5 protein-coding genes, 2 pseudogenes and 1 CRISPR repeat array are annotated in these 16,177 nt (G+C 34.3%); of the genes and pseudogenes, 5 read left to right on the top strand and 2 right to left on the bottom strand.

From position 1 onward, the window contains the following. Positions 1–95: 95 nt before the first annotated feature. Positions 96–752 (top strand): annotated as a pseudogene (locus J5U23_RS08345) (IS1 family transposase). A gap of 375 nt (positions 753–1,127) precedes the next feature. After that, positions 1,128–2,342 (top strand): TM1812 family CRISPR-associated protein, encoded by a 1,215-nt coding sequence (locus J5U23_RS08340; protein ID WP_218265847.1) that lies wholly within the window; start codon positions 1,128–1,130, stop codon positions 2,340–2,342. Between the two features lie 19 nt (positions 2,343–2,361). Here the strand turns inward: J5U23_RS08340 and cas2 are convergent, their stop codons facing one another. Next, positions 2,362–2,649 (bottom strand): CRISPR-associated endonuclease Cas2, encoded by a 288-nt coding sequence (gene cas2, locus J5U23_RS08335; protein WP_218265846.1) that lies wholly within the window; start codon positions 2,647–2,649, stop codon positions 2,362–2,364. Continuing rightward, a pseudogene (cas1, locus tag J5U23_RS08330) lies at positions 2,650–3,459 on the bottom strand (CRISPR-associated endonuclease Cas1). Between the two features lie 143 nt (positions 3,460–3,602). Next, a CRISPR array of direct repeats spans positions 3,603–12,164; the repeat unit is 25 nt; unit sequence CTTTCAATTCCTTCTAGGATTATTC. A 1,040-nt stretch (positions 12,165–13,204) separates the two neighbouring features. Between cas1 and cas4a the strand changes: the two are divergent. The 3 genes from cas4a to crn1 all read left to right on the top strand — a co-directional run bounded on the left by cas4a (position 13,205) and on the right by crn1 (position 15,795). Next, positions 13,205–14,080, top strand: coding sequence for a type I-A CRISPR-associated protein Cas4/Csa1 (gene cas4a, locus J5U23_RS08325; protein WP_218265845.1), 876 nt, complete (start codon positions 13,205–13,207; stop codon positions 14,078–14,080). 7 nt (positions 14,081–14,087) lie between these two features. Further along, positions 14,088–14,645, top strand: coding sequence for a CRISPR-associated protein Cas4 (gene cas4, locus J5U23_RS08320; RefSeq protein WP_218265844.1), 558 nt, complete (start codon positions 14,088–14,090; stop codon positions 14,643–14,645). 616 nt (positions 14,646–15,261) lie between these two features. Next, on the top strand, positions 15,262–15,795 hold the full coding sequence (gene crn1 / locus J5U23_RS08315; protein ID WP_218265843.1) for a CRISPR-associated ring nuclease Crn1: 534 nt from the start codon (positions 15,262–15,264) through the stop codon (positions 15,793–15,795). Positions 15,796–16,177 lie beyond the last annotated feature (382 nt).

Raw genomic sequence — 16,177 nt, 5'->3', positions numbered from 1 at the left:
CTTTATAATTTTTTTCCGATTAAACTTTTTATATTCGTGTTAATAGAGATAGTGTCGTCATTAGAGTATAAATTCTTGTATTATGAGTATTACTTATGGGTAGGAAGCCTGTAATTAGGCAAGATTTAGCTTGTCCTTCTTGTGGTAGTCATCATGTTGTTAAGTGTGGTTGGGTAGGCAGAAGTTTTTGTGTAGTGTGGTAAGCGTTTTTTGGGTGATGCTTCTAGGCATCATTATCATAAGAGGGTTAGGGAGGAGGCTTTGAGGATGTATGCTAATGGTATGAGGGCTATTTCTAGGGTTCCTAATGTGCCTTTGGGTACTGTTTTTACTTGGGTTAAGCGTTATGGTGGGAAGTACGAGAAGCTAGTGGACTTGTGGGATAAAGGGTTTGTTAAGGGTAAAGTTGTTACTAAGGTTGTTGATGAGATGTGGACGTACTTGTACAGAAACACTAGGGCTTTCTACAAGTGGGTGTTTACTTGTTATGTGTACACTAGGCTAGGGTTATACATAATTTACTCTGTGGGTGATAGGGATGAGAATACTTTAAGTGAGGTTAAAATTTACTTGCCGGATGATGGTAGGTGAGTGATGATTACAAAGTTTACTTCTGGTTAAAGGATCACACGGTAGTCTCACTGGTTAACCCTAACGAGGGGCTTCATTCCTCACTAAGGGATAGGCTTTTCAAGAGAGCAACGAAGGCAGTAAATAGGAGCATAAGCATGATTAGCAGTGTTCTACTTTAACGTAGCTTAAAGATTTTCATCAAATCCAGTGCATTAACTAAACACATCTCAACTAACCTGAGGAGTTTATCCTCATATTTTTAATTAACTAAACACTAAACTAAAAACTTTATCGGTAGTGCCGGGAATTTTGTATTACCGAGGAAAATTAGAACAACTGCTAGCATGATAAAGTACTCCATGGCACTAGTCTTATGGGAGAGAAGACTAATCCCAGAATTTATACCCTAACGACAACACTATCAATGTTTACGTCAAAGTATTGAGCTTTCAAGAAAAATATATAAAAATTATTTAATTTGTAATTGTTTCTATATATTATTAGTTATCATTTTCAGCGGTAAACTTAATTAGTCGCTTATCAATATTTAACATATGGTTTACATCGCAACATGGGGCGATCCTCTAGGGTGGAGTATGGCTGAATATAACTCAGACAATGGGAAAATTAAATGTTGGACCACATTATCCATATCAGAAGGTAGATCGATTATAATAGTCTTTTATTCAGCTATCTTTGCAAAACCGAGAGAAGGTAATGTATTATATTCCTTTTGTGATGAAGCGAAAAAGGCTTTAATTAAAGCTAATGAAAGGGTCAATAAAGGGGATGACATAAGGGATGTGGTAAGAGACTACATCTATGATTTGCTTAAGTGTTTAGATAAATGCAATAAATCGGTAAGCGACGTGGAAATTATTCCGATACCGAATTTGGGTAAAGTAAGTGGCGTAAGTTTTAATAAGATAACTTCTGAGGCTATGCGCGGGCTACTTTACGCTGAGCTCTATAAAAGACTTAAGGGAGAAAATGAAATAGTTTTAGATATAACTCACGGAATAAATTACCTCACTGCGATAACGTTAAATGTACTTCAGCAGTTATCTGCACTTTTAGGGGCTAAGCTTAGGGTAATTAACGCAGTACCGATTTCCCAAACTGAGTTCGAAATAGAGACCGTGGCGAAATTCAATAAAGACTCTTTTAATCTTCAAGACCTAGAGAATACAGATGTTATTAATTCGATAAAGCTTAATGCTCCTCTACCATTAATTTACTTGTGCAGAAGGAATAGAAAGAATTTCGAAATACCTGAAATTAAGTTTATTAAGGAAGATATCAAATCGCAAGGGATACTATTCTCTCTAAAAGACAAAAGAGTTTTAGGAGAGCTTAAGGAGAGCGTGATACTATCGAGGATAGTTGAGGATTACATATGCGATAAAATAAATACCTACGATGATCCCTTTAAGGTCGAGAGTCTTCACGAAATTACGGAGCTTTTCGAAAGATTTTACAGTATTTCGAAACCCTTAATAATTAATGAACTTAATAATATTACGAATAAGAAAAAGAGCGGAATGGTTTATGAAATATTAGAACAGCCAAAAGAAGATTGTAATAGTATGATGAAAAGTATAGATCAGACCAGAAGGAACTTTATAGCTCATGGAGGACTTTTAAAGGAGTTCACATACTACGATCATAAAATGAACAGGATATACTATAAGATTGACGATGAATGCTATGGAAATGTTTTAAATAAAATATTAGGCTTTGATATTTACGGGCTCATAGAAAGAGGATAAAAAGCCCACACTTACCAATCTACCAAACAACATTACCTTCCTCTTCTCTATATTCCCCTCCTATCACTATCCTCTGCTTAAATAGTGTATCTGTAACGGGCAATATTAATATCATAAACCTACCCCCTGGATTACTCTTTCTATAAATGAGCCTTAAACCAGCCTCCATATCCTTAAGCCTTGAGGAATTTAACTCCTTAACGAAAACGCTTAATTGAACTCTTCTCATTCCCTTTTTCTTTAAAAAATCTGCAACCTTATTCCTTAACTCATTATCGGTTATATCGTAAAATACAACGTACAACATTTACTTCGCCATATAAGGCTTATATTCCTCATTATGAAGTATAGCGTTAGCCAATCTCCTAGCTTGAGTATATATTTCCTCCTCAAATACCATGTTAGTATATATAACCTTAATGTCCTTCACGTCTTCAGGCTTCTGTCTAGCAATCTCTATTAACTTCCTATCTGCAAATGGAGAGCGGAAATCTTCCATTAAGTCTAGAACCAACGAAGGTCTTCCAGCCCTATACTTATGCAAAAAGCCCAGATATGAGTTCAATCCAACAGAAATTACCGCTCCTCACGCGGACTTCCTCAGCATCCCGTAACCTATATTTAAAGCTACGTTAAATGGATCCTTTGCCTCACCCCTCTTTTTCCTCCCTTTAAATCCCAACTCCTTAGGTATTAATTGCCTCACGCCACTCCAATACCATTTAGCTACTTCAGCCTCCTTCTGCATAGCCCCTTCTACAGTGTTTTCAACTAATACCTCTCTTTCAAGCTGTAATAATTTGCCGGAATTTAAATTAATATTATATTTCTTCTCGTAGTATCTTAACGTAACCCATTGATTGTGAAGTTTACCGTATATGAATTCCCTAGCTAAATTAACCTTCTTGCTCTTCCACGCCCTTATTTGCCTTAACCATAACTTAAAAGACCCAGCATAAGATGCGGGTATTATTTTAGGAATAGGCTCATTACCTTTAAAGAACACTATTTCTATACCGTACTGATTAGCCAAATTTATGACCTCTGAATATATTGAGGAATTAGTCAAAATTATAATTGATGATATTTCAGTTGGAGATAAAGACCATTTAACCATCCTTTACCACACAAGTTATCATATCTTTACTAACTCTAACATAAGCCCCCAATCCTTAACGAAAACAATCTTCTTATCTAACATTATCTTATCAACCCTTTAACTAAAAATATAACTCATGTAGGCAAATTTAAGTTAACGTTCTTTCAATTCCTTCTAGGATTAATCCTCAAGCAGTTCCAATCGGCAATTATAGCGGTTTTGCTCTTTCAAATCCTTCTAGGATTAATCACTGAGGAAGAGGAAGAAGATGACGATATTTTTGAGTGGCTTTCAATTCCTTCTAGGATTAATCCTAATTTACCATTCTCTAATTTTGCTCTGACAGTAACTTTCAATTCCTTCTAGGATTAATCGATTTAGCACGTGGAGAGGATTCCTATGGAGACTAGTACAACTTTCAATTCCTTCTAGGATTAATCAAGTGTATTAGTAAAAATCTATGATGATTATGATAAATCTTTCAATTCCTTCTAGGATTAATCTTGGTATAACATTTGGAAAATCGTATAATGATAAAATTCTCTTTCAATTCCTTCTAGGATTAATCTAAGTCCTTCAAGTATCTTCTTACTAAATACACTGATTATTCCTTTCAATTCCTTCTAGGATTACTCAGTAAATCCTGAACGAAATTATTCCACTCTTGTAACGATCTTTCAATTCCTTCTAGGATTAATCAAAATTAATGATTTCGCATTCGAGGAGGGGGAAAACTTTCAATTCCTTCTAGGATTATTCGATAAGGTGAACGATTCGCTTAGACAACTGGAAGATCTCTTTCAATTCCTTCTAGGATTATTCCTAATTTGCCTGCAGATAAGGCACCTCGTATAATAAACTTTCAATTCCTTCTAGGATTAATCCTGAGCAAGGACAAAATCATACCACCGAAGGAATTTGCTTTCAATTCCTTCTAGGATTATTCAGAGGGCACATGGTTTTTAGTGCTCTCTGCTACAATTTCTTTCAATTCCTTCTAGGATTATTCCAGAGCGTTGGTGATAAAGAGAAATATGGTGTTTAACTTTCAATTCCTTCTAGGATTATTCGCATAAATTTGAATACATTAACATTAAAATGTATTATGACTTTCAATTCCTTCTAGGATTATTCATAATCCACAAAGAGTAAGGGAAATGTATAAGAGATTATCTTTCAATTCCTTCTAGGATTATTCTTATGTTTTTTAAGAAAAAAGATAAAAACTATACATTTGCTTTCAATTCCTTCTAGGATTATTCGATGATACAATTCGCGAAAATGGCGTAGATCTACGTATACTTTCAATTCCTTCTAGGATTATTCAAAGATACAATGTCAAAGAACAAAATGATTGAGAGGTTGACTTTCAATTCCTTCTAGGATTATTCCAACAACAAGAGGAAACTACGACTAACAATACTAACTATACTTTCAATTCCTTCTAGGATTATTCGACAACACATTTGACTACGTTTTTCTGTTTGAGATTTTCTTTCAATTCCTTCTAGGATTATTCTTCCGATTTCTGCATTGTAATAGTTGAGATAATGTAATCTTTCAATTCCTTCTAGGATTATTCATTGTACATGGATTACCCAAAGGCATATCAATATTACGCATCTTTCAATTCCTTCTAGGATTATTCCTTTTCAAGCTTAGGAAACGATATTATAAACGGTATTACTTTCAATTCCTTCTAGGATTATTCAAGTATGAAGTTGCACTAAGTAAAGGAGCTGAGGAGATATGCTTTCAATTCCTTCTAGGATTATTCTACTTTGACGTTGATTAAGGTGTAATTTATGTATCATTGCTTTCAATTCCTTCTAGGATTATTCATTATATCCCGAGGATTTCAAAAAATTATATGAATTTCTAACTCTTTCAATTCCTTCTAGGATTATTCATTCTGTTTAACGATAGCTTTACGGGCATGCTATCTTTCCCTTTCAATTCCTTCTAGGATTATTCTGCTACTGCTATGCAAGCCGCAATAGCAAACAAAAGCCTTTCAATTCCTTCTAGGATTATTCGGAAGCACTAGCATAGGAAGTTCAATTGGTTCTTTCAATCTTTCAATTCCTTCTAGGATTATTCATTATTATTGCACGACCTACGACGTTCGAGAATATAATACACTTTCAATTCCTTCTAGGATTATTCTGAGTATAGCTGATGCTAGGTCAATGGATGTAACTGCACCTTTCAATTCCTTCTAGGATTATTCCATAGAACGACATAACGGGAAGTATGACGTATATATCGCTTTCAATTCCTTCTAGGATTATTCCTGCAACTGCAGCTAATAGTGCAATCCAACAGGAACAGCTTTCAATTCCTTCTAGGATTATTCTTTTCCTTGTATAATGTCCCTGACAGTGCCACCTACTCTTTCAATTCCTTCTAGGATTATTCATTGTTTGCTGATTTCCGGTATTATCAGTATACGTTCTTTCAATTCCTTCTAGGATTATTCTGATAAAATATCAATCAACGCAAATTGAAAACTTGATAACTTTCAATTCCTTCTAGGATTATTCACTTAATAATGTTGAAGATTGTGCATATAAGTCAAGTTGCTTTCAATTCCTTCTAGGATTATTCGAAACGGTGAAATTAGACAATACTGAAATAGAATATCTCTTTCAATTCCTTCTAGGATTATTCAATTATAAAAGATGGATGGTATGGAACTGGAGTATCGGACTTTCAATTCCTTCTAGGATTATTCGATTAAATGGGTCATTTCTAGTAGAGTTAAGGAAAATCTTTCAATTCCTTCTAGGATTATTCAATCCGATCCGATCGTAGATCCCATCATAAATGGGGTTATCTTTCAATTCCTTCTAGGATTATTCTTTCTTTATCAATAAATTAGGCAATCTAACAATCTTACACTTTCAATTCCTTCTAGGATTATTCTATTTCTTCTTGTTGGGCTGGTAGGTACTCGTAAAATACTTTCAATTCCTTCTAGGATTATTCTAGTAGTGTAGAACAAAGTAATGTTGTCAAAGTAGATTTGTTTCTTTCAATTCCTTCTAGGATTATTCTACTTTGACGTTGATTAAGGTGTAATTTATGTATCATTGCTTTCAATTCCTTCTAGGATTATTCATTATATCCCGAGGATTTCAAAAAATTATATGAATTTCTAACTCTTTCAATTCCTTCTAGGATTATTCTATTTTTCATATCTTTTAATAAATCAAACAATTGTTAGTCTTTCAATTCCTTCTAGGATTATTCAGAGTAGGCGCAATACCGCTTATAAACGTCTGCAAAATCTTTCAATTCCTTCTAGGATTATTTCCGATAATTTAACAATATTTAATCATGCAATTAAAGCCTTTCAATTCCTTCTAGGATTATTCGATATAATAATATTATCTTTTTTTATAGAATAGAAGAATTCTTTCAATTCCTTCTAGGATTATTCTACGAGTTAGCCATCCAAATAGCTCAGCTCGCAGGGTTCCTTTCAATTCCTTCTAGGATTATTCTCGATACTTCTATACATTTCAGTATGATTCGATATAACTTTCAATTCCTTCTAGGATTATTCAATTACTTAGAATATGGGGTGGAGCGGAATGGTGAAGTTCTTTCAATTCCTTCTAGGATTATTCGGTTCTAAAAATATCTCTATCTCTTTTTCGCTAGCAACTTTCAATTCCTTCTAGGATTATTCTATGAAAGTATATCACGGAAGTTTAAAATACTGCGTTAAACTTTCAATTCCTTCTAGGATTATTCGGAGAAAAGATTTTGGGTGGCTTGAAAAAACTATTTGGCCTTTCAATTCCTTCTAGGATTATTCCATACTGATATTGTCTATAGCGAGATAGAAACTATTTACCTTTCAATTCCTTCTAGGATTATTCCCTAACATCTGGGATGTGGAATACCGCAGTTTTACTACTCTTTCAATTCCTTCTAGGATTATTCGATTTTTACAAGAAGAATTAAAAAATGAGACTATACCGCTTTCAATTCCTTCTAGGATTATTCATTGTAAATGTTTCATTTATGCTTAAAAATATAAATATACTTTCAATTCCTTCTAGGATTATTCGGTGATTCAACATGAGTGTGTCCAAGTCCAATATTTGTCCCTTTCAATTCCTTCTAGGATTATTCTTAGAAATTATACTAAAAGCCAGTAGATAAATCATACTTTCAATTCCTTCTAGGATTATTCGATAAATTAATGTTCACGGTAAAGATGTCGTTTAATGGCTTTCAATTCCTTCTAGGATTATTCATTTGTTGTATAACTTGTTTGTGCAGGATTTAGCCAATACTTTCAATTCCTTCTAGGATTATTCATGGGTCATTCAAAAAATAATTACTGTTACTCATGACGTCTTTCAATTCCTTCTAGGATTATTCTAATTTACAACCTATAGAGTTGGATTAGAAATCTTAAAACTTTCAATTCCTTCTAGGATTATTCAGAGCTTAACAGTCTGCCGGATGGTGCTGTAATCCTTGCACTTTCAATTCCTTCTAGGATTATTCCTTCTGGTAGATACAATTGTACTTATTTTCATAATTTCTATAACTTTCAATTCCTTCTAGGATTATTCTTGATATACTGCCCGGTTTGTGTAATATATGTTGGGTCAACTTTCAATTCCTTCTAGGATTATTCGTCAACTAGAATAAATAAAGAAATTTTCATAAAATTTACTTTCAATTCCTTCTAGGATTATTCCTAGCGTCGTTAACAAGACATGTTCATGTGGATTAATTCTTTCAATTCCTTCTAGGATTATCCTACATTGAACCATGGTGTTTTGGCACAAATTTCATTTTCTTTCAATTCCTTCTAGGATTATTCAAGATGCCGAAAGAAGTTTTAATTGGTATTTGGATATACTTTCAATTCCTTCTAGGATTATTCGTCTAGATACTGGTTCATCAGTTTTAGCGAAAACTAAACTTTCAATTCCTTCTAGGATTATTCTAAGTAATTCTTAACCGCGCTTTTTTCCTTCATAAACTTTCAATTCCTTCTAGGATTATTCAAGCCCTATTGGAAGTTTTTTGAAGGCTTGACACCAGCTTTCAATTCCTTCTAGGATTATTCTTAGCTTTTGCGCTTGCCTTGGAAGAAGATGAGAAAATTCTTTCAATTCCTTCTAGGATTATTCATTTCTGAGTCAATGTATGAAAGTATATCATGGCAGTTCTTTCAATTCCTTCTAGGATTATTCTTTGAGCTAAACCATCCCAATCAATTTTGCCATCCTTTACTTTCAATTCCTTCTAGGATTATTCGTTATGAAGAAGCGTTTGCTATCTTAACTGCAAGTTACTTTCAATTCCTTCTAGGATTATTCCCTATGTCCGTAAACCAACCAAATTCAACCCAAACTCACTTTCAATTCCTTCTAGGATTATTCACAACAAAAGAGTTAACTCAAACGTGTTATCTCTTTTAGTCTTTCAATTCCTTCTAGGATTATTCTTTGAAAATTATAAGATAAAAATGATAATGTATAACTTTCAATTCCTTCTAGGATTATTCTTTTTATGCTTATTTTTTTATGCCTAACTTTTTCTCTAGCTTTCAATTCCTTCTAGGATTATTCAAAAATTACAGTAGAATTAGCACGTGGAAGCGATTTTATACTTTCAATTCCTTCTAGGATTATTCGCTACAACTAAAAGAGTTGACGCAATAAAGAGATTACTATACTTTCAATTCCTTCTAGGATTATTCACAGTGCTGGTAATGTTACGTTAACTGCCGAATATATAAACGCTTTCAATTCCTTCTAGGATTATTCTCCATTTACTGAAAATATTGATAACATTGTACCTACTTGCTTTCAATTCCTTCTAGGATTATTCTGAAGATCTGCGCCATCTTTTTGTTCCTCAAAATTGCTTTCAATTCCTTCTAGGATTATTCAGAGTTTTATATGCGATTTTCAAATTTAGAAGGTGGTGCTTTCAATTCCTTCTAGGATTATTCAGGCACATCTACACACAAGTAAGAGCGGTCGTCATGGTGCTTTCAATTCCTTCTAGGATTATTCCCCCTCCTCCCTGTGATTGTTGTTGGCTCGCCTGATTTACTTTCAATTCCTTCTAGGATTATTCAAAATCATAATCGTTTGTTGTTGGATCCATTAAACATATCTTTCAATTCCTTCTAGGATTATTCACACTTTAAGGTGGCTAACATGGTTTTGCTCTAAAACTGCTTTCAATTCCTTCTAGGATTATTCATGTTTGGGGCGTAAAGCAGAAAGTGCCATATAGAATCTTTCAATTCCTTCTAGGATTATTCTCAGAATAAACCTACCTCCGAGTTCTTTCATTGCTTTATCTTTCAATTCCTTCTAGGATTATTCATTATAACTAAGGCAATGATAAGGGCGTCATATGAGAAACTTTCAATTCCTTCTAGGATTATTCATTGTAATCCTCCTTTTTCCGAAAAAGCTGCATTTATAAGCCTTTCAATTCCTTCTAGGATTATTCGGTAAAAAGTGAAAAAGATGAGCAAATAAAAGCTAGGGTCTTTCAATTCCTTCTAGGATTATTCGTCAGTGTAGAAAATACTCCTAATGTAAATGTATCTTTCAATTCCTTCTAGGATTATTCCTTCTCGGTGTTAGGCCTTCCCTTTCATCTTCTTCCGTGCATCTTTCAATTCCTTCTAGGATTATTCAAAGATGGCACATAATATTAGATACAAACCCTCCCTTTCAATTCCTTCTAGGATTATTCGAATTAGAGAAAGCAATCAAAAACATAAAAACGATAAACTTTCAATTCCTTCTAGGATTATTCAGGACGGGGAGTAACAATATAGTGAGTATAAGGGTGGTGTCTTTCAATTCCTTCTAGGATTATTCCATCTTTTACTTCAGCTATTTCAATTGCAATATCAGGAACTTTCAATTCCTTCTAGGATTATTCGTTCTAGATTTATTAAGTTGTTAATGTTGTAATGTTTTTTCTTTCAATTCCTTCTAGGATTATTCAATAAACTCAGGCTTCTCGCTCGATACCGGATGGCTAGATCTTTCAATTCCTTCTAGGATTATTCCAAAGAATGCAAATAAGCCAATCTCAAAAATAATTACTTTCAATTCCTTCTAGGATTATTCTCGACATCTAGTTCACTAAAATTTCAGACTTACTATCTCTTTCAATTCCTTCTAGGATTATTCATAATTGCGAAAGATCCTTCTCTCTTTGAAAAAACTTTCAATTCCTTCTAGGATTATTCCTTTTGAAGCTCCTCCACCTAACTTTAATCCCTGTTGACTTTCAATTCCTTCTAGGATTATTCCTGTGCCGTAATCCATTACGTTGACGTAAAACGTGAGGAACTTTCAATTCCTTCTAGGATTATTCGTCCTTCCTCATTAAGACCCTCCAATTCGCTATATCACCTTTCAATTCCTTCTAGGATTATTCGGTGTTTAGTATACAATATTATATTAAGCTCGCCACTGTCCTTCTTTCAATTCCTTCTAGGATTATTCTACTTAATTAAAATAGAGCAAGCGGGGAGTATAATAGGCTTTCAATTCCTTCTAGGATTATTCATCTGAGAAGGAAATTACGAACGAAAAAATTGTCAACTTTCAATTCCTTCTAGGATTATTCGTTCTAAAGCAGTTGTGAGGTCTATCATATCTTTCCCAATCTTTCAATTCCTTCTAGGATTATTCATAAATAGCGCGTTATTACTTTACATTGTGCTACAAAACTTTCAATTCCTTCTAGGATTATTCCAGGTGTATAATTACTCCAACGATCGCAACTATCGCTCCCTTTCAATTCCTTCTAGGATTATTCGGAAAAGGGTTGAGCTACGCTACCGTGCTGATTGACTACCTTTCAATTCCTTCTAGGATTATTCTTGGTGGAGATTAAGGGAAAAAATATTTTTTATCTTTTCACTTTCAATTCCTTCTAGGATTATTCTTATGATAATCCCAGATTTCCTAGGTTCTGTAATGCTTCTCTTTCAATTCCTTCTAGGATTATTCTTCTAATGAGCCGAATGGCGAACAATATTGAAGTTTAGCTTTCAATTCCTTCTAGGATTATTCGCTACCAGTTATGATATTTGTAACTGCATCCAATATTTGCCTTTCAATTCCTTCTAGGATTATTCATAGAGTCATAAATATAAAATTGTAAGATTTCATAAAACTTTCAATTCCTTCTAGGATTATTCAGGAGATTTAAAGTAAAAATTGATAGAAAGCTTTATATACTCTTTCAATTCCTTCTAGGATTATTCAATTGACGCATTTAAATATGTAAGATTTCTAATTTTTTTACTTTCAATTCCTTCTAGGATTATTCATTCATTTAAACGCATTGGGTAAAGTAGGGAAATTTACTTTCAATTCCTTCTAGGATTATTCCAGTGTATAAAATGCAACATTATTTTGAGGACGAAAAACTTTCAATTCCTTCTAGGATTATTCAATTTATTATATCAGCACGTGTATTTTTGGACAGAGAGACTTTCAATTCCTTCTAGGATTATTCTTCAAGTTGTAGATCCTCAAGTAATGCTGACGCTATCGCCTTTCAATTCCTTCTAGGATTATTCCCAGTATTGGGCGTGGAGATAAGTATTCCAGCATCAGAATTCTTTCAATTCCTTCTAGGATTATTCACGTATAATTGCCAAACATGAAAACAAGGAATATGTCTTTCAATTCCTTCTAGGATTATTCTGTTGTGTTTTTATACTTCTTATCTTTCTTTTCTCCTTTCTCACTTATAAATTTTCATGACTATCCTTTACTCTTCATGCGACCAATTTTAGTTGTAATTAATTTAACAATTTCTGGTCGCAAGGATTTTATGTTAAATTGAAATATACCCCATCATTTATAAGCGTTCAATTATTATAGAAAGATTCGTTTTGGTCGCATTGAGACTCGAACCTTCACACTTTTAAATTACTTAATGAAAACGAACTTTTAGGTAACATCTTAGTTATTCTACATCTCTAAAATCGTTACGGATGATAAGCAATAATTTAGTAAATGCGCTTCTTAGTATAATTGTTTTTCATTCTATCGTATAGTTATCCTTTTAAAAAGACTTATAATCACGTTAATTCCACGACTAATCCAGAAATGTATTGGTGAAAACTTTTTAAACAAATATAATATTAATACTGATTAAAAAATAAGGAATCCTCTTGTGGTTATTTTTTTAATCTACACATAGAAATATAAATTTTCTTGTAGGGATGGTTTATTCATGAATTTTAAAAGTTGAATTTCCTTAAGCAGGATTTACTAAACTCTCGTACGATAAAATTTATACTTTCTGAGACTTTAAAGGGCAAGACTTTCTCCCCAATATAAGGTTTTTGTGTAATTTTAGAAATGTCGTTGCCCTTTAGACTATAAGCAAGTATAATGAGATTTAGCCTATCGATAAAGGAGATGGTTGAGATTTAAGGATAGTAGTCTCCCTAGAACGAAGGATATTTGTAAATGTTCAAGTGCTTCACGTCGAGAATCAGCAACTTACTAGTTCCCTAACGACTAAGTATATTTTACACTTCTTCAAACTAATTACTTACCATTGTTTGATAATGGGGATATCAACTTATGATTAATCTTACAAAGAAAATTCCATCAAATTAAAACAAGGGAATTTTAGGGAGATATGGAAACAGTAGGTAGCCTTTTTGTGGTACGTTACGATAAAAGTTACTTAGGATAAAAGAGTTATTAGTTTGCATTGTCTATCTATATATGTGTTCTTTACTCATTCAGATATACTGTTGCTTTCAAAGAGGATAAAGAAGTTACCTAAAAACGTGGATGAGGAGCTGAGGGGATGGAATTGGAGCGAACCACCAGTTTACACTAGATCCCTTTCCCAAGTATCAATTTCCGAAATGGTTTACTGTAGTACTCTGAGAAACGTTTACCTTAAGGTAAAGGGCTTTAGGGGAGAAATAGGTAGGCAAATACTTCAAGGTTCACTTATCCACACGGTTTACGCTATTGGCATAGAAGCAGTTAAGCGCTTTATTTATTCAAGGGAAAACGTTGATGGGAGTACTCTGAGAACGCTAATGGGAGATGAGTTTTACTCTCTACTTAAGGACTTAAAGGAGGAAGAAGGGATTTACGCAAAGATCTTATGGGATCACATTATAAGCATTTACTCGGCTGAACTGGATAGGGTTAGGAGTAAGTTCACTAACTTGACTAGGGATTCCTTGGTCTCCCAAGTTGTACCGTTTTACGTTGAGTTTCCGGTTGATGGTTCCCTTCTGGGCCTAACCAATTTAAGGGTTGACGCTTTTATTCCTCACCTTCCCCTAATAGCGGAAATGAAGACTGGGAAATACAAATACACCCACGAGTTGTCCCTTGCAGGATACGCTTTGGCAATTGAAAGCCAGTACGAGATACCCATTGATTTTGGTTACTTGTGTTACGTTACTGTGACTGAAAAGGAGGTTAGGAATAACTGTAAGCTGATTCCCATTTCAGACTCCTTGAGGAGTGAGTTCTTGGACATGAGGGATAAGGCTCAAGACATAATGGATAAGGGTGTGGATCCGGGGATAGCTAAGGATTGTGAGAGGGATTGCATGTTTTATAAGGTTTGCCACCCTTAATGTATTAATGACAATAAGTGGCATTACGATAAAGCACTTCGCCTACTGCCCTCAAATAGTTAGGATAGAGAGCATGGGATTTACTGAGAGGGTGAGTGAGGCTATGATTGAGGGGGAGCAAGTAGAGAAGGAAAAGGTTATGAACTTCCTTTACGCCACATTAAAACCGTTGAATGTTGTGGGAAAACCGATCTTTAGGTATGGGGACTTGATCGGTTCACCGGACTACGTTTTGACTTACCCAAATCACTGGGTTCCACTCGACGTTAAGAGCGGGAGGAAGAGGTATGATCACAAGTTGCAAATGAAGTATTACCTTTACCTAATGGACATGAATGGGATTAACGTGAAAGAGGGGTTGTTATATTACGTTAGCCTTAAGGAAATGGTTAGGTTAGAGTACAATTACGCTGAGAAGAGGTATGTGGAGAAGGTTTTGAGTAAGATAAGGGATGCCATAAACGGTAAGGTGAGGGTTGTTCAAGACGCGAGGAAGTGCCATAATTGCGGATTTTTCATCTATTGTAAACCTAAAATAAAGGGAAATTTAGCTTATGTTGATTGAGAGAAAAAAGGGTTTCATTAACGCATCCTTTGCGAATCCAGTTTATTTAAAGAATTGTAATGAATTTAATTAAATACCACTACACAGACTAGATTGTGATCAACGCTAAGTAGTTTACTTTATCGTATCCACCTTATTTTTATGAATTACAATCCGCAAAAGAGACCTTAATTGCCCAACGCGATTGGCGTTTGTAATTAGAGTTTACGTTGATTAAGAAAAAGTATACCAAAACGGATCGATATTTGAAGATATATACACACAATCGAATTATTGATAGGAAAAAGAATATTATTGGGTAAAACTGGCTTTTCCTTAATATACAAAAGCCTTCTTCTCTTTATTATCCTATTTAAGTATTGTGATAAGCATTCCACCAATGAGGTAGCTAATACAAAAAGGGGATAACGTTAATTTCCCTAGGTAAAAGTTGAGACAGAGTGAAACATTTTAGGGAACAGGCAATGATTCAGCTGATTTGTGAAATTAATTAAATTTCAGCAAAGCCCATTTTTGGTAATTTCATTAAAAGATACGTGAAGAAGTTGAGTGAATTCCGACGTAGTTGGGAGAGGAAGCGTACTAGTTTATAAGTCACTTCTTATTCATTTCAACTATGGTAAAGCTAGTCGCAACTCTAGGTAAGTCTCCTGGAGGAATAGCTGAGACTTTGGATAACTTGACCTCTGGAAATTACGTAGCTCCCTTTGAGGCTAAGGAAATCAAGGTTAATGAGCTTGTCGTAATAAGGACTGAAGAGGTGACTGAGAGCTATTACTTCTTGAAAACCATTCTTCTATGTTGTTTGGATTTCACTAACGTTAGGGAAATAGCGTTACCGTTTGACGATATTTCATCCCCCCAGGATTTCATAACTGTTAGGGAAAGTGTTAGGAAGGTTTTGAGTACTGGAGATTATTTGGACTTCTCTGGAGGAAGAAAGGCAATTACTGCAGCTGCAGTATTGACAGCAAGGGATGTTGGGGCGCACCTGGTTACAACTGTTATTGATCAAGACGATTACATTAGAATGAATAGGAGGTATGAGGAACTGAAGGGTAAGGCATTGTCAGTTTATAACAAGGGGCAGTGTGTAAGTTACTTCTGCGATTTGATGTCATCTAAGGCTAAGACTATAATATTTTTCTAAAAATAGAAATATTAGGTATATAATCGCGGCAAGAAAGGATGGCCTATTGTTAGATTTTAGTACGTTCTTGGATCCATGTAGGGAGAAATACAGCGTATATTCATAAACGTTAATTCCTTGAAAGCTCTGTTTGAGACTTCACGTAATATTTGAAAAAGGGCTACTATTATAGCCGATAATTATATCGTTAGATGTGTAAAGGAAAAATTGGCGTAATACAATTTGAAAAGAATTTGGTAAAAAAGAGGTTTAAGTGGTTTTCTAAGTGTTGGAAAAATAACGCTAGGACAGAGCGTACCACGGTTGTACTTTTTTAGTGTACCGGAGTTTTGAGTTGAGCTGTTAATTTAATTGTAGCCTTTGGCAATGGAAGTAAATGACG

It is taken from the genome of Saccharolobus shibatae B12, from assembly GCF_019175345.1.
Taxonomy (GTDB): domain Archaea; phylum Thermoproteota; class Thermoprotei_A; order Sulfolobales; family Sulfolobaceae; genus Saccharolobus; species Saccharolobus shibatae.
The sequence above is the reverse complement of the archived record's forward strand: the minus strand, read 5'-3'. Positions and strand labels throughout refer to the sequence as shown.